Source organism: Lampropedia cohaerens (assembly GCF_001005215.1).
GTDB lineage: Bacteria > Pseudomonadota > Gammaproteobacteria > Burkholderiales > Burkholderiaceae_C > Lampropedia > Lampropedia cohaerens.
On record NZ_LBNQ01000024.1, the window covers coordinates 1 to 15,813 of the forward strand.

Genomic DNA, 15,813 nt, shown 5'->3' on the forward strand with positions numbered 1-15,813 from the left:
ATTCCGAGCCATGTTTCTTCGTTTTCCATTCGCCTTCGCCCAGCATCTTCACGCCGGTGCTGTCGACCAGCAGATGCAAGCCACCACGACTGGGGCGATAGGGGATGTTCACGGTCAGCGTTTTCTGGCGGCGGCAGACCGTGCTGTAGTCAGGCACGGGCCAATCCAGGCCCGCCAGATGCATCAGGCTCTGCACGAAACCGATGACTTGGCGCAACGGCAGGCCGAACAGCCCCTTGATGGTCAGGCAGAACTGGATGGCGGCATCGCTGAACGTCGGTGATCGACCGCGACGACCGGTGGGCTGGCCGTGCCATTGCATGGCACGATCCAGCCAGACCGAGAGCGAGCCTCTGGCCTTGAGGGCTGCGTTGTAATCTTTCCAGTTGGTGGTGCGGTATTAGGCGGCAGCGGGCTTGGTCATGGGTGCGCTAGCCTGCAGACTCGGGACGTTTGTGCAACAACGCCTCCGAGAATGACAATGCCGGATCGAATTCCATACGCCCCCGCCAGTATCCCCCTTTAAAGATACGCCGGCAGCTTCGCCTTCCATTCGCTCATGAGGATCAAAGTACCTTCCACGGTCTCACCGTTGTTGACCAGCTCCAGTTCGCCGACTGGCGTTGCCTCGTCCCACTGGAAATGTTCCGAGAGGAACGCCAGCGCTTCACGCTTGTAGGCCGTGTCGAGATTGTCGAGCTGATCGCCCTTGGTTTCGAGCACGGTGATCCGCTTGGCCTCGCCCTGGCGCTGCACCGCAAAGATGAAGTCCGGATAGATTTTGGCCTTCTTCCACCCCTGAATGCCGTACTGCGTCCGCGCCACATTCCGATGCCACCAGGCGAGCGTCTTTTCGCCATCGAGATAGACAGCCACATCCCGCTCGTCGCTGTTCAGCTCGTTCTCATAGACTGGAGCGAACAGGCTCTTTTCGAGCGGCCCGCCCGCGCGGTTGAGAAGCTGGCGCGCATTCTCCGGTTCCGTCGTTTCGATGCTGAAAGGCATCCGCCAGTTGCGGCCATCGAGCCGCAGGCGGAACTGGATGCGCCCCGCCGCGACCTCCGCCTTGAACAGGGCTTCGGCGCGGGTATTCCGTGCCGCATCGAGGCCCTTGCGCAATTCCCCCACGATGAGGCTGGCGAGTAGGCCGAGCTTCGCATCATCGAAGCCCCGCGCTCGCAGGGCGGCGAGCGTTGCGCCGACAATCTCGCGCCCGACAAAGGGGTTGGGCACGATGTCGGAAATCATCCGCACCGCATGCGCCGGATCGAAGGCCAGCACCTCGGTGCTGGCGGCGACCGTTTCACCGACAAAAAGTTCGTCGCCGTCCTCGGCAAGCCTGATCCGTTGAAGCTGGCTTTCCGCCGCCTGTGCGTTCTCGGGAATGCGCTCGGCAATTTCCTTGGGGTCAAAGCCGCGCCAGTCTATCGCCGCGAGCACATCGGTTTCGTAATCCAGCTCGCGCGCTTCACCGTCCTCCACCACCATCACCTTGGGCAGGTAGATTTCCGTGGTGGCGAAGGCGGGACGCCGTTTGATCGTCCGCGTCGCCTTGCCCGATGCGCTCTTGTCATCCTGGGTGACGCGCAGGACAAGATCGCCAAGGCCGTCCTGTTCAAGGCCGTCCTTGATCGCGCCGACGACCGTGGCGGTGTCGGCGTGATGCGTGATGACGTGGCATTCGTCGAGCGCTTCAACGCCCGTCTTGAGCGCGCCGGGTTGCCGCAGAATGCGGCCAACGAGCTGTGTCATCGCCTTGAGGTTGGCGCTGGCCGCGAGGCTGCACAGCACATAGGCGAAGGGGCAATCCCAACCTTCTTGCAGCGCCTGCTTCGTGATGATCGCCCGTACCCGATTGGTCGGAGACAGCAGGTCCTGATTTTCCGGATCGTTCAGATCGTTTTGCTGGGCGGTTTTGATCGCGATTTCCGCCTGATCGAAGCCCGCCGTCAGAAGCCAGTCCTTCACGTCCTCGGCGTGGATGTGGCCGCTTTCGCGCTGGTCCGCACCCGTGCGCTCGACCTGAATCAGCATGATCGGTCGAATATAGCGCCCGGTATCGGCGCGGAGCTTGCGGGCCTCCGCATCGAGGGCATTGAGCTTGGCAAGCGCCGCGTTGAGCGTCGCCTTCCAGTCGTTGCCCTGCCGTGGGTCGAGGTTGAGCGGCATCTTGATCATTTCCTCACGATCAAGCTCGCGCCCGGTCACTTCAACGAGCACATTGGCGTAGCGGCCTTCGCGCGGATTGCGGCCACCACGCGGCTGAACGTCCTGCGGTGTTGCCGTCAGTTCCAGCACAAAACACGGGTTGAAACCGTAGAGCGTGCTGAAGGCGAGATCGGAAATGGCTCTATGGCCTTCGTCCATCACGACCACGGGCCGGATGACACGAAGGGCGTTTCCGAGGGAGTCCTTCACCATCGGGAACATGCCCGTATAGGCGGAAAGGTTCGGGGTGCGGTCGATTGCGGCCTGATGCGCCTGTTGCTCGCCTTCGGGCGGGAAGAAGCCGTGCACGTCGCCGCGATCCTGAAACATCTTCAGGGAATCCTGCGTCTCGCGGTTCGCGGATTGCAGCATCAGCAGCATGACGCACAGGTTCGTTTCCACGTCCCGCGCATCCAGCCTGTCGGTTTTCTCCATGATCTTCACGCGGCCTGCCGCCGCGCGGTCGAGCGCCTGACGGTAGGGATGCTGGCGGTCCTTCAGGTGCTTCAGCGTTTGCGTGTAGATCGCCTCGTTCGGCACGATCCACAGGACAAAACCGGTATTGCGGTCGAGATAGCGACCCATTACCCGCGACACGGCAGAGACGGCAAGCCAGGTCTTGCCCCCACCGGTCGGCACCTTCAGCACCGCGTTGGGCACGGGGCGTCCGCAACCGTCCACGCGGGGCGAGAACGGAATCGCGGCGCGGGAAGCAGGCAGCTTGCCCGCCGCCTTCATCGCTTCCCAAGCCTCTTTCGCGAAATCCGGAATAGCAAGGCCAAGGTCCGGGTCCTGCGCGGCGAGCGTCGCCACCTTGTCGGCACGCGCCTTCTTCTCCTTCAGCAGGTCCAGATAGGCATCGAGCGTGGACAATACGCGGTCCTGATAGTCGAGCTGGCGAAACATGGCGTCAGCTCCGATCTATCCGGTACAGCGCGAAGGGCAGCGGCACGAACTCCACGGGAATGTTCTGTTCCGCCAGCATCTTCTGGCTCACGAAGCGTGCCGGTGCGAAAACAAGATGCTTCTTGTCCGGATCAGACGCGGCGAATGCCTTGGCCCGCGCCAGCGTCAATGCAGCTTCTGGCGACTTCAGCCAGTCGAGATCAGGCTTGTAAATCAGCCAGACGTGCTGGCCTTCCGTCGCGCCAAGATAGAAATCCTCCTCGCGCACGGTAGCGGGATCGAGCGCATGGTTGGTCGCCATATGGAACAGCGCTGCGCCAAGCCCAGCATAGGGCGGCAGGGTTTCACCGCTCAGCACCTTATCCAGCTCGACGGGATCACCGAGCGTGCAATAGGTGAAGGTGCCGCCAAGACCTTCGGCGCGTTCCGCCACCGTCTTTTCGCCGGTGACGATCAACTCGCCATCCTTCACTTCCTTCTTGATGCGGTCGTATTCGTGGCCATGCAGGTTTTCGATGCCCTGCACCTTATGTACCAGTGCGTCCGCCTTCTCGATGGCACGCCAATTCAACCGCTCGCGCAGCAGTTCGATCTTCTGCGTGCCTTTGAAGTCATAGCCGTTGATGACGCGACGGACGCGCTCCGCCGTTAAGCGGTCGGCATAGTCTTCCATTTCCACGAGGATGAAGCGGCGGTTGCCGCCATCCTTCTTGTTGGCGGCCAGCACGGAATGAGCGGTGGTGCCGGATCCAGCGAAGCTGTCGAGATAAATAGCATCACTTCCACTTGAAAGCTCAATAATTCGCTGAATGAGCCTTCGTGGTTTCGGTGTCAAGAATATCTCGCTTCCCTCTTCCGAAAAAATAGAAACTATTTCCTTTTTTGCTTCTTGCGTGTGACCAACATCGGACCAATGCCAGATAGTTTGAGGCACTCGTCCCTCGCGCACCTCAGACAGAAAGATTTTGGGTGCGGGAACATTGTTTCCATCCTCGCCCCACCAAATTCGTCCATCTTCGTGGAGTTCCCAAAGCTTCTCTTCCGAAATACGCCAATAGGAGCCTGGGGGCGGCCCTGGAATAACTCGGCCACCCGGGCAAGTAATAGAGTAAGTCCCCTTACTGTAATAATTTCTGGCAGCAAGATTGTTGGGGCGCCAACGACCACGCGGGTCATTGTCTGGATTCTTGTAAACCTCGTCCTGATCCGCAGTTCGACGAAGCAGATTAGGCTTCCATTTATTTATATCTTTGGCGTAGACAAGAACATAATCGTGATCAGAAGAGAAATATTGAACGGTTGCCTTTGGGGCATAATTTTTATGCCATATGACAGTGTCGACGAAATTTCCTTCTCCGAAAACTTCATCCAACATCATCCGTGCCCGCTGGATCTCGTTCTCATCTAGCGTCATCCAAAAAACGCCATCATCCGCTAGAAGCTCATGCAACAGCCGCAAGCGCGGCCACATCATGGCGCACCATTTGTCATGGCGCAGGCCATCCTCGATGCCGATGGGGTTGGAGTCCAGCCACTCCTTAATCATCGGAGCGTTGACGTTGTCGTTGTAGCACCAGCCCTCGTTGCCGGTGTTGTAGGGCGGGTCGATAAAGATGCAGTCCACCTTGCCCGCGTAGAGCGGGAGCAGCGCCTTCAGCGCATGCAGATTGTCGCCCTGGATGATGAGGTTGCCGTCCAGCGCAACGGGGCCAATGCCTTTCTCCGGGTGCGGAACAAGCGGGCGGAAGGGCACCGCCAAATGGTGGTTATAGACAAACTCCTTGCCCTTGAAGACCAGTTCCGTCATACCTGCCCCTTCTTCGTCATTCCCGTGTATCGCTCGACCTTGATTTCCGCTTCCCGCTTGCGGGCCTGCGCAATGTCGTAGCTGTTCTGCATGCGCATCAGCGTCTCCATCGAAACGCCGAACGCTTTTTCAATCCGGATCGCCATTTCAGGCGATAGTTGCGCGCGCTCGTTCAGCAGCGCTGACAGAGCCGGCCTTGTTACACCCAACACGGCCGCCGCCCCCGTCACCGACAAGCCGAGCGGTTGCAGCACCTGGTGCTTCACGTATGCGCCCGGATGCGCTGGCATATCAATCCGACTCTTATCCTGATGCATGCCTCGCCTATGCTTGTCTTTCACCTAATCCAAACTTAGCCAGCATTGTATGCTGTAAAGCCACAGGCTACAATAGAGCCAATCTTGTTCTTGCGACATGGACGATTCTTGGCGGTATGGCCTTACCTCTCTGGGACTGCCCGTCCATGCTCTGATGCAGCACAGCCTGTACCGCGTGGCTTTCGACCGCGGCCCGTTCCTCGAGTGTGATCCAAACCTTGTTTCGCGGCACCTTCTGCCGTGGTTTGGTGGATGCCATCCAGTTCGCCTCACCAGCCACCATCGCCGCGCCTTTGCCTTTTTGGTGCCTGCCAGTCGCGGCAGCGACCGTGTGCCTCGCAGAGCAAAATGCCGTCGAGCCGCAGGCGAGTAAGGGGCGGTGGTGGAGGCCATAGCTGCAAAGCAGCGTAGGCCTACAACACACATCTTGCCGTCAAAGCCACTGCGAACTTATGCGTTTTTTCGCGATCGACGCGCGAAATCAACGATGAATCGCACATCTCCGCGCATCATCGCGTTTCGTCGCGTACGTTCGCGCTTCGTCGCATTGAATCGCACATGTTCGCGCAACATGCACCTGCCCGAAGCCGAAATTGGCACCAAAAGGAAAAAGGCAGTTCGTTAGCTTTCCCCTCTCCTTCAGTTCACAGGCACTGCACACGCCTGTCATGTCGTCCGGGCCAGAGACAGCCAATGGCAACACTGGTGTTGGGCTGCTCCTGAACGCAGGTGCCAACAGGTTACAGATGCCCTTCCCGGCCCTTGTTTCCTTTGGTGCCCTGAAAGAAGGCAAGGCCTCGGCCGCGCAGCGGACGAAGGCCGCGCTTAGTGGATCATCCTTATGGATAATCTTGGATGGAGCCGGAACAATCGACATAAGTCTTTGTCCTGTAATGAATTTTCCAACACGTTCGGTTACCGTTAGGACGGGGGTTGGTTACCGAAAAGACGGGGGTTGGCTACCGTTAAGAAGGGGATCTGGTGGTGACGCCCTTAAGCCGGGCCGCCCGATCTCCCACTTGTCCTTCACGTACTCTCGTAGCCTCCACCGTAGGCCTGCCAGCTCAGAGAGAGCCAGCCGCGCTGTGTGGCGGCGCTTCTTGACCGCAGCCGTGCTGCCCGTCTCCGTCGGCCAGACGTAGCCACACAGTGTGTCCGTCTCCACCCGGCCCCATTTCCCGGGGTCGATCCAGGCACACAGGCGCTGGTGGATGAGGCGTGCAGGATCAGTCCGCAGGGCCCGCACCTCTTCCATGCTGATCCTCACATGCTGCCCGCCCATGACGGCACTGGCCAGGCGCGGGTTCAACGCGACGTAGAGCTTTCCCTCGTCCTCGTCGCTGGCGTACTCGGACAGCAGGCGGAACCCCATGCGCCGCCTCCCCTCCTGCACGATGACCGACACCTTCCAGAGACGTTCGATGCACTCGCGGATCGGTTTGGTCTTGTCTATGCTGGCGTATCCGACTTCACGGGCCAGTGCCCGGTAGCTCCCCCTGACAACCAGCGCGTCGCTCAGGATCGCGTCCCACTTGGGTTCAAGGAACAGCCGAAGCTGCCGGCCCGCCTCCGTTTGCGGCTCGGGTGAAAGCACCAACCCAGCCGGCCCCGCCATGGCCACCAGGCCCTGCAAGATGCGCAGATCGTCCGCCCCCAGCGGTTCGGGACCGCTGAACTCCACCCGTCTGCCGTCGCCGAAGTCATAGACGACATCCAGCTTGGCACGCTTGCGCTCGCCCTTCTGGAGACTGCGGAAGAGACCTGGAGCCAGGCAATGGATCGGGTCGTGACGCGCGTGCGTCAACTCAGGCATGTGCACGATGCGTCCCCCTTCTGCGGCCGCTCAATTCCGAAGCCGACAACGCTGCCGGTAGGAGCACGCCATGGCCGTCCCGCGAATACCAGCGGTCCGGCGGCGCACTCCCGTAGTTCTGTTTGGAGACGCCAAAACGGACGAAATGCTTGCGGCGCGCCTCGCCGATGGGTGGCACGCCCTTGGGTTCTTTTCCAAGGCGTGAGGCCTCCTCCGCAGTCATGGGCGCAATGAACCCGCACCACCGGGCATTGTCGATGAGCGCTGACGCGCCCCGTGCGGCTCCTTGATGATCGGTGGCCCCCTCACGTGCGCTGCCCTTGCTGACGTGGTGCAGGAACAAGACGGACGATCCCGTCTCCAGTGCAAGGTGCTCCAGACTCCCTTGCAACACCATGCGTCGTGCGCCCTGCTTGAACCGAAGAGACCACCTTACAAGTCAACAGCTTACGGGGACGTACCCATGGCACGGCCATCGTGACGCACACGCTTCACCGGCCATCAATACCATGCCCGAGAGATCCCACTCGGAACGATAAAAATTCGTTTTATATCAATCAGTTATATGATTCCGATACCATGACCTCCCGGAAACGAGGCGCATGGCATCGGCGGCTAGGCATGGCACAGGGCCGGTTTCGTGCCATCGACTATGCCATGAAAAATTCGTGCTTGGCCATACCCCAGGCTGCCAGTCCGTGCCAGGTTGGAAGCACAAAAAAGCCCGCAGTGACGCGGGCTTGGGTGTGTCTGGTGCCTGATCCTGCCAGCGGCTGCCGGACGTGGAATCACTCCCACTCGATCGTTGCCGGCGGCTTGGAGCTGACGTCGTAGGTCACCCTATTGATGCCCCTGACTTCATTGATGATTCTTGACGATACTTTCTTCAAGAGCGCATAGGGCAGTTCGGCCCAGTCAGCGGTCATGAAGTCACTGGTCTGCACTGCGCGCAGGGCAACGACGTAGTCATAAGTGCGCCCATCGCCCATGACGCCGACCGACTTCACCGGCAGGAACACGGCAAAGGCTTGGCTGGTCAGGTCGTACCAGCTCTTGCCGCTGGCTTCGTCGCGGAAGTTGCGCAACTCCTCGATGAAGATGGCATCGGCCTCGCGCAGCAGGTCGGCATACTCTTTCTTGACCTCGCCCAGGATGCGCACGCCCAGGCCGGGGCCGGGGAAGGGGTGGCGGTAGACCATGGCCGGTGGCAGACCAAGCGCCACGCCGAGCTCACGCACCTCATCCTTGAACAGGTCGCGCAGCGGCTCCAGCAGTTTCAGGCCGAGCTGTTCGGGCAGGCCGCCGACGTTGTGGTGGCTCTTGATGGTCACGGCCTTCTTGCTCTTGGCACCGCCCGACTCGATCACGTCCGGGTAGATGGTGCCTTGCGCCAGGAAGGTGGCACCCTTGTGGCCGTTGCCACCCGCCTTGAGCTTGGCCGCCTGCGCCTTGAAGACTTCGACAAACTCGCGGCCGATGATCTTGCGCTTTTGCTCCGGATCGGCCACGCCCTGGAGGTGCCCGAGGAACTGCGCGCTGGCGTCCACGGCGACGATGTTGGCGTGCAGCTGGCCCGCGAACATGTCGATGACCATCTTGCCCTCATCCTTGCGCAGCAGGCCGTGATCGACGAATACGCAGGTGAGCTGCTCGCCGATGGCGCGGTGGATCAGTGCGGCCGCGACGGAAGAGTCCACGCCGCCGGACAGCCCGAGGATGACCTCCTCATCGCCGACCTGCTCGCGGATGCGGGCAACGGCCTCGTCGATGTAGTTGCCCATAACCCAGTCGGGCTTGGCCGCGCAGATATCGAGCACGAAGCGGTTGAGGATGGCGCGCCCTTGCACCGTGTGCGTCACCTCCGGGTGGAACTGCACGCCATAGTAGTGGCGCGTCTCGTCGGCCATGCCGGCGATGGGGCAGCTGGGTGTGCTGGCCATGACCTTGAAGCCTGGCGGCAGCGCGGTGACCTTGTCGCCGTGGCTCATCCACACCTTGAGCATGCCGTGGCCTTCGGCGGTGCGGAAGTCCTCGATGCCCTGCAGCAGCCGCGTATGGCCGTGCGCACGCACTTCGGCGTAGCCGAACTCGCGCTTGTCACCGCCGGAGACCTGGCCGCCCAGCTGCTGGGCCATGGTCTGCATGCCGTAGCAAATGCCCAGTACGGGCACGCCCAGCTCGAACACGGCATCCGGCGCCTTGTCGTCGACTTCATAAACACTGGCATGGCTGCCCGAGAGGATGATGCCCTTGAGCCTGCCACTGGCGGCGAACTCGCGCACCCATGCGCTGCTGACGTCGCAGGGATGCACCTCGCAGTACACATGCGCTTCGCGCACACGTCTGGCGATCAGCTGGGTGACCTGGGAGCCAAAGTCGAGAATGAGGATGGTGTCGTGGAGCATGGGACCTCGGGCGGGATCGGCACGCAGCCTGCGCGCGCTGGGCGGCAGGCAGGCGGGGCTTCAGTCGGGATCGTTGAACAGCTCAGGCCGGTAGCGCTCGCGGTGCTTCTTGAGGTGCCACAGGCCAAAGACGAAACTCAGGATGGCAAGCAGCTGGCAAACCTGCCAGGCAATCGCCGGCCATTGCCTGGTGCCGCCGCTTGCGAAGGTGTAGGCCAGCGCTGCGATGGATGCCGCCAGCATCGCCAGCGCCAGCACGAAGCCTGCGATGGCAAGGCGCCGATGGCGGCAGCCGTGGGCAGGGGATGGCGGCATCACGGGCGTGGCGGCAAACAGCGCTGACGGCGGCTGCATCAACCGGCGCGGTAGTTGGGCGCTTCCTTGGTGATCTGCACATCGTGCACGTGGCTTTCTCGAAAGCCTGCCGAGGTGATCTGCACAAACTCGGCGCGTTCGCGCATTTCCTCGATGGTCGCGCAGCCGCAGTAGCCCATGGAGGCGCGCACGCCGCCCGCCATCTGGAAGATGATCGCCACCAGCGAGCCCTTGTAGGGCACGCGCCCTTCAATGCCTTCCGGTACGAGCTTGTCGGCGTTGGCGTTGCCGGTGGTGGCTTCCTGGAAGTAGCGGTCGGCACTGCCTTGCTGCATCGCGCCGATGGAGCCCATGCCGCGGTAGCTCTTGTAGCTGCGGCCCTGGTAGAGCACGATCTCGCCGGGCGCTTCCTCGGTACCGGCAAAGATGCTGCCCATCATCACCGTATGCGCGCCGGCGGCAATGGCCTTGGCGATGTCGCCGCTATAGCGCACGCCACCATCGGCGATCAGCGGCACGCCCGTACCCTGCAGCGCCATGGCGACGTTGTCGATGGCGGTGATCTGCGGCACACCGACGCCGGCGACCACGCGGGTGGTGCAGATCGAGCCGGGCCCGATGCCGACCTTGACCGCGTCGGCGCCCGCATCCAGCAATGCCTTGGCGGCTTCACCGGTGGCGATGTTGCCGCCGACCACATCAATGTGCGGATAGTTCTGCTTGACCCAGCGCACGCGCTCGATCACGCCGCGGCTGTGACCGTGCGCGGTGTCGACGACGATGGCGTCCACACCAGCCTTGACCAGCGCCTCGACACGCTCTTCCGTGCCGGCACCTACGCCGACCGCGGCGCCCACGCGCAGCTGGCCGTCGCCATCGCGTGCAGCATTGGGGAACGTGGTTTGCTTGGTGATGTCCTTGACGGTGATCAGGCCGCGGATTTCATCGTCGGCGTTGACGACGACAAGCCGTTCGATCTTGTGCTTGTTGAGCAGCACCTTGGCGTCTTGCAGGGAGGTGCCTTCGGGGACGGTGATCAGGCGCTCGCGCGGCGTCATGATCTCGCGCACCGGCAAGTCAAAGCGCGTCTCAAACCGCAGGTCCCGGGCGGTGACGATGCCGACCACCTTGCGGCCCTCGACGACGGGAAAGCCGGAGATGCCCAGCTCTTCGGACAGGTCCACCACATGGCGTACGGTCTGGTCCGGCGAGATCACCACCGGGTCGCGCACCACGCCCGATTCGTGGCGCTTGACCTTGAGCACCTGCGTCGCTTGCTCCTGCGCGGACATGTTCTTGTGCACAATGCCCATGCCGCCCTCCTGGGCGATGGCAATGGCCAGCCGCGCCTCGGTCACGGTGTCCATCGCGGCCGAGACCAGCGGCAGGTTCAGGCGGATGTTGCGGGAAAACTGCGTGGCCAAAGAAGTGTCTTTGGGAAGGACCTGCGAGAATGCAGGCACGAGCAGCACGTCATCGAAAGTCAGCGCTTTGCCAAGAAGTCGCATGGGGGTTTGCTCCAAAAGACGGATTGTAGCCGCTCTGCTAGGAGTAGGCTTGCGCCTGTGGGCACCGTTGTTGCAGTCTTGCTTGCACAACATACGGTTACACTTGGTCCGTATGACCGCCCGACGGGCTCTCCTTCGAAGACATCATGCGCATCACGCTCACAACTTCCTGGATGGTTGCCATCGCCCTGGCCGGTTTTTCGGCCAGTGCGCTGGCGCAGTGGCAATGGATCGATGGCGAAGGCCGCAAGGTGTTCAGCGATCGCCCGCCACCGCCTACGGTGCCGCCGCACCAGATTCTGAAGGCGCCGCGGGGTGCCGCGCAGGCGGTCCCTTCTGCCACCTATGGGCCGCCACCGCAGGTGCGTGAAGACGAGGAAGAGGCAGCAGGTGACAATGCCGTGCCTGCGCAGGCCGATGCGCCTGCGCAGGAGCAGGCTCAGGTACAGCAGCGTGCGGCGCAGGAGGCCGAAGCCGCCCAGCGCGCCGAACTGGAAAAGCGCAATGCGGAGATCGAGAAACGCAATGCCCAGGCGCGCCAGGCCAACTGCAGGAACGCGCGGGAGCGATTGGCGCAACTGCAGCCGGGGCGGCGTGTGAGCACGGTCGATGCGCAGGGCAATGTCGGTTTCATGGACGATGCCACGCGCGCGGCCGAGCGCGAACAGGCGCAGCAGGCCATTCGTGCCAACTGCAACTGATGCGCGGCTTGCGCCGTGACGAGTGACGCATTGACACAGCCCGCAGAGGCTCCGCTGCCCCTGCGCCTGCCGTTGCGTGGCAGCCGCCTGATCGAGGCTAGCGCCGGCACGGGCAAGACCTGGACCATCGCCGCGCTGTACCTGCGTCTGGTGCTGGGCCATGGCGCTGCCGCGCCGGGGGAGGTTGCCGATGCGCCGGGGGCCGCCTATCACCGCCCGCTGACACCGACCGACATTCTGGTGCTGACCTTCACCCGTGCCGCCACGCAGGAGCTGACCAGTCGCATCCGCCAGCGCTTGACCGAAGCTGCCGCGTGCTTTCGCGATGCGGGCGAGGGAGACTATGACGCCCTGCTCGTGCAGTTGCGTCAGGCCTACACGCCGGGGGAGGCCCGCGCGCACGCCGCCTGGCGGCTGGAGACGGCCGCGCAGGTCATGGACGAGGCAGCCATCCACACCATCGACGCGTGGTGCTGGAAGGTGCTGCAGGGCTATGCCAGCCTGACCGCAAGCCTGGGCGAGCTCTCGCTCGATGGCGATGTCGAGGCGCTGTGGCAGGCAGCGGCACTGGACTTCTGGCGCAACCACGTCGTGCCACTGGCGCCAGCGCAGCTGGAGGTGGTGCAGTCGCTGTGGCCGGATGGCCAGGCCTGGCTGGATGCCAGCGCAGCGTTGCGCCACGTTCAGGTCCCCGCAGCGGACACGGCCAAGCTGCAGGAGCCACTGCATGCGGTCATCGAGCAAGCCGTGCAGGCGCGCCGGCAGCGGCTTGCTGAACTGGCGCAAGGCTGGCAGGAGCGGGTGGAGGCTATGCGTAGCTGGCTGGATGCGCAAACCGACAAGGCAGGCCCCACGGCCAAGCACTGGGATGGCCGGCGCCTGCGCGCGAGTACCTACGGCCCGTGGCTCGATGCCCTGCAGCGCTGGGCCACGGACCCACAGCCGCAGATTGCCGGCTGGACCGATGCCGCCACGGCGCGCCTGCAGTTCGAGGGACTGCGCAATGCCCGCAAGGCCGACGCGCCGCCGCTGGCGCCGCAGGACCTGCCGACCGCGTTTGCCGAGCTGCCGGCACTGCTGGACGCGCTGGCCCACCTGCCGGATGTGCATGGCGCCATCGTGACCTATGCCGGGGCCGTTACGCGGGCGCGCTGGCAGGCACTGAAGGCCCAGCAGGGGGTCATGGATTTCGACGACCTGCTCCAGCGCGTGCAGCAGGCGCTGACCGGCCAGCATGGCCAGACCCTGCGTGCGCGGCTGCTGGCACAGTATCCGGTGGCCATGATCGACGAGTTTCAGGATACGTCGCCGGCGCAGTACGCGCTGTTTCGCACGCTGTACGCGCCCGAGCGCAACGATCCGCAGCATCTGTTGCTGCTCATTGGCGATCCCAAGCAGTCCATCTACGGCTTTCGCGGCGCGGACATCCACAGCTATCTCCAGGCGCGCGCAGCCACTGCAGGCCGCCATGAGGCGCTGGATACCAACTTCCGCTCTACCACGGCGATGGTGGCGGGCGTCAATCGCCTGTTCCTGCAGGCGGAGCAGCGCGCTGGCGCCGGCGCGTTTCGCTTTCGCACAACGGATGCGGGGGGGATGGCTGATCCGGTGCCGTTCCATCCGGTGCGCGCGCAGGGGCTGCCTCTGGTACTGCGCCAGCCCGGTGGCCAGCCGGTGCCGGCGCTGCAGTTGGTCACACAGGAGCCGGCGCTGTCGCGCGCCGATGCCGAGGACTGGTATGCCGAGCTGTGCGCGGAGCAAATCGCCACGTGGCTGCAGCCCGCGACGCAACTGGTGCTGGACGCCGTCGATGGCCAGGCCGAGCCACCGCGCGCGCTGCGCCCCGGTGACATTGCCATCCTGGTCTACCAACGCCAGCAGGCGCAGCGCCTGCAACGCGCGCTGCGTCGCCGCAGGCTGCACGCGGTGTATCTGTCCGACCGCGAATCCGTCTTTGCCAGCGGCGAAGCGACCGATCTGGTGCACTGGCTGATGGCCGTGGCCGAACCCGGCAATGTGCCACTGGCGCGCACTGCCTTTGCCACGGCGTTGCTGGCCACGCCTCTGCCGCAGTTGCAGGCGGAGGTTGAAAGCGAGGCAGCGCTGGAGGCGCAACTGGAGTTGCTGGCCCACCTGCACGCAGTGTGGCAGCGCCAGGGCGTGTTGCCGATGCTGCGCCAGACCATCCACCGGCTCGGGCTGGCCGCGCGCTGGCTGGCTGCCGCCGACGGGCGGGGCGAGCGCAAGCTCACCAACGTGCTGCATCTGGCCGAGCTGCTGCAGCAGGCCAGCGCCGAGCATGCGGGCGAGCAGGGGCTGATCCGCTACCTGGTGCAGCACACCCACGCAGCCAGGCAGGGCCAGGGTGGCAGCCTCTCCGCGGAAGAGCAAACCGTGCGACTGGAAAGCGATGCGCAGCTGATCCAGATCGTCACCATCCACAAGGCCAAGGGGCTGCAGTATCCGGTCGTGATGGTGCCGTTTGCCACGCATGCGCGCTTTGTCAAGGACGCATCCGGCGAAGAGGAGGGCGGGGATGACGGTACCACGCCGCAAAGCTGGAGCGACGAGGACCGCCTGCGCGAAGACCTGCGGCTGCTGTATGTGGCGCTCACGCGCGCGCAGTACGCCACCTGGGTAGGCGTGCCGCTGCACAAGCGCGCAGGCAGCGCGAGCGTGAATCAGCTGCACCGCACCGCCATGGGCTATCTGTTGAGTGGCGGCGCTGCGCTGGCCGATGAGGCATGGTGGCCGGCCCTGCAAGCGCTCGCTGATGGCGTTGCGACCGATGCATTGCACGTCTGCCATTACGATGCTACCGCACCGGTCACCTGCACCGTGCACCAGCCTGCGCAGGATGACGAGGCGTTGCGCCTGCCTGCTGCAGATCCGTATCGGGGCCGGATCGACCAGACCTTTGCCATTGCCAGCTTCAGCGGACTCGTGCGCGGCGCGCTCGCGCACGAGTCCACCGAGGACGCGGCTGCCTTGCCTGTGGCGACTGCGCAGCCCTTCATCTGGCAACCCGAGGCAGGGCCTGCGGCCGATGAACCACCAGAGACCAACCTGCCTGCGCCGCAGGCGCAGCGCTGGCATGCCCTGCGTGGTGGTGCGCGTCTTGGCGACTGGATGCACAAGGTGCTCGAATGGCTGCAGGGCGAAGGCTGGCCGACGACGCTCGCGGCGGCGCAGCGCCAACGCGTGCAGCGCATGGCCGAGCTGGCGGGCTACGGTGCAGAGGCGCCCACCCTGGTGGCCTGGGTCGACCAGTTGCTGCAGGCGCGCCTGCCGCTGCCAGTGGCTGATCCGACCCGTCCGTCCATGCGCTGGCAGCTGCCGCAGGCTGAGGCTTCGCTGGCGGAAATGGAATTCTGGCTGCCGGTGGAGGGTGCCGATGCCAAGGCACTGGATGCCGCCTGCCGTGCGCACTTGTGGCCCGGACAGCCGCGCGCCGCGCTGGCGCCGCGCCAGTGGCAGGGCCTGCTGATGGGGTTTGCCGACCTGATCGTGCAACTGCAGGGGCGTTACTGGGTGCTCGATTACAAGACCAATCGCTTGGGTATGGCCGCGGATGATTACCATGCGCCTGCGCTGCAGGCAGCAATGCTGCAGCATCGCTATGACGTGCAGGCGGCCATTTACCTGTATGCGCTGCACCGCCACCTGCAGGCACGCCTGCCGCACTACCAGCCGCAGCAGCATCTTGGCGGCGCGCTGTACTGGTTCGTGCGCGGGGTGGAGCATGCCAATGCGGGTCTGCTGGCCGTGCCGCTTCCGCCCGGTCTTTTGACGGCACTGGATGCGGTGCTGGGCCAGACGGCCTGAAGCTGCGG

9 protein-coding genes and 1 pseudogene are annotated in these 15,813 nt (G+C 63.7%); 2 read left to right on the forward strand and 8 right to left on the reverse strand.

Going from position 1 to position 15,813, the window contains the following annotated elements:
- From AAV94_RS07930 to guaB, 8 genes and pseudogenes are all read right to left on the reverse strand, one after another.
- Positions 1 to 424, reverse strand: a pseudogene (locus tag AAV94_RS07930) (IS5 family transposase); the annotation flags it as partial.
- Positions 425 to 522: 98 nt separating this feature from the next.
- Entirely contained in the window at positions 523 to 3,114 is a 2,592-nt protein-coding gene (locus AAV94_RS07935) for a DEAD/DEAH box helicase (protein ID WP_046741806.1), read from the reverse strand.
- A 4-nt stretch (positions 3,115 to 3,118) separates the two neighbouring features.
- On the reverse strand, positions 3,119 to 4,921 hold the full coding sequence (locus AAV94_RS07940) for a site-specific DNA-methyltransferase (RefSeq protein ID WP_046741807.1): 1,803 nt from the start codon (positions 4,919 to 4,921) through the stop codon (positions 3,119 to 3,121).
- A complete protein-coding gene (locus AAV94_RS07945) occupies positions 4,918 to 5,238 on the reverse strand; it encodes a HigA family addiction module antitoxin (protein ID WP_046741808.1) in 321 nt (106 codons plus the stop codon). The genes AAV94_RS07940 and AAV94_RS07945 overlap by 4 nt, the downstream gene beginning before the upstream one ends.
- Positions 5,239 to 6,175: 937 nt before the next feature.
- Entirely contained in the window at positions 6,176 to 7,051 is an 876-nt protein-coding gene (repC, locus tag AAV94_RS07950) for a replication protein C, IncQ-type (protein ID WP_046741809.1), read from the reverse strand.
- Positions 7,052 to 7,839: 788 nt separating this feature from the next.
- The gene (gene guaA, locus AAV94_RS07960; protein ID WP_046741810.1) at positions 7,840 to 9,456 is read right to left on the reverse strand and encodes a glutamine-hydrolyzing GMP synthase; all 1,617 of its coding nucleotides are present in this window, start codon (positions 9,454 to 9,456) and stop codon (positions 7,840 to 7,842) included.
- A gap of 60 nt (positions 9,457 to 9,516) precedes the next feature.
- The gene (locus tag AAV94_RS07965) at positions 9,517 to 9,810 is read right to left on the reverse strand and encodes a hypothetical protein (RefSeq protein WP_156454377.1); all 294 of its coding nucleotides are present in this window, start codon (positions 9,808 to 9,810) and stop codon (positions 9,517 to 9,519) included.
- Positions 9,810 to 11,279 carry an IMP dehydrogenase gene (guaB, locus tag AAV94_RS07970; RefSeq protein WP_046741812.1) on the reverse strand — a complete coding sequence of 490 codons (1,470 nt, stop codon included), beginning with the start codon at positions 11,277 to 11,279 and terminating at the stop codon, positions 9,810 to 9,812. Before guaB ends, AAV94_RS07965 begins: the two co-directional genes overlap by 1 nt.
- 146 nt (positions 11,280 to 11,425) lie before the next feature.
- Between guaB and AAV94_RS07975 the strand changes: the two genes are divergently transcribed.
- The gene (locus tag AAV94_RS07975) at positions 11,426 to 11,980 is read left to right on the forward strand and encodes a hypothetical protein (RefSeq protein ID WP_052754971.1); all 555 of its coding nucleotides are present in this window, start codon (positions 11,426 to 11,428) and stop codon (positions 11,978 to 11,980) included.
- A 30-nt stretch (positions 11,981 to 12,010) separates the two neighbouring features.
- Complete coding sequence (recB, locus tag AAV94_RS07980) at positions 12,011 to 15,805, forward strand: exodeoxyribonuclease V subunit beta (RefSeq protein WP_052754972.1); 3,795 nt, start codon at positions 12,011 to 12,013, stop codon at positions 15,803 to 15,805.
- Positions 15,806 to 15,813: the final 8 nt, after the last annotated feature.

Coding starts and splice junctions, on each gene's coding strand:
- AAV94_RS07935 (WP_046741806.1), bottom strand. CDS start 3,114: ATGTTTCGCCAGCTCGACTATCAGGACCGCGTATTGTCCACGCTCGAT.
- AAV94_RS07940 (WP_046741807.1), bottom strand. CDS start 4,921: ATGACGGAACTGGTCTTCAAGGGCAAGGAGTTTGTCTATAACCACCAT.
- AAV94_RS07945 (WP_046741808.1), bottom strand. CDS start 5,238: ATGCATCAGGATAAGAGTCGGATTGATATGCCAGCGCATCCGGGCGCA.
- repC (WP_046741809.1), bottom strand. CDS start 7,051: ATGCCTGAGTTGACGCACGCGCGTCACGACCCGATCCATTGCCTGGCT.
- guaA (WP_046741810.1), bottom strand. CDS start 9,456: ATGCTCCACGACACCATCCTCATTCTCGACTTTGGCTCCCAGGTCACC.
- AAV94_RS07965 (WP_156454377.1), bottom strand. CDS start 9,810: ATGCAGCCGCCGTCAGCGCTGTTTGCCGCCACGCCCGTGATGCCGCCA.
- guaB (WP_046741812.1), bottom strand. CDS start 11,279: ATGCGACTTCTTGGCAAAGCGCTGACTTTCGATGACGTGCTGCTCGTG.
- AAV94_RS07975 (WP_052754971.1), top strand. CDS start 11,426: ATGCGCATCACGCTCACAACTTCCTGGATGGTTGCCATCGCCCTGGCC.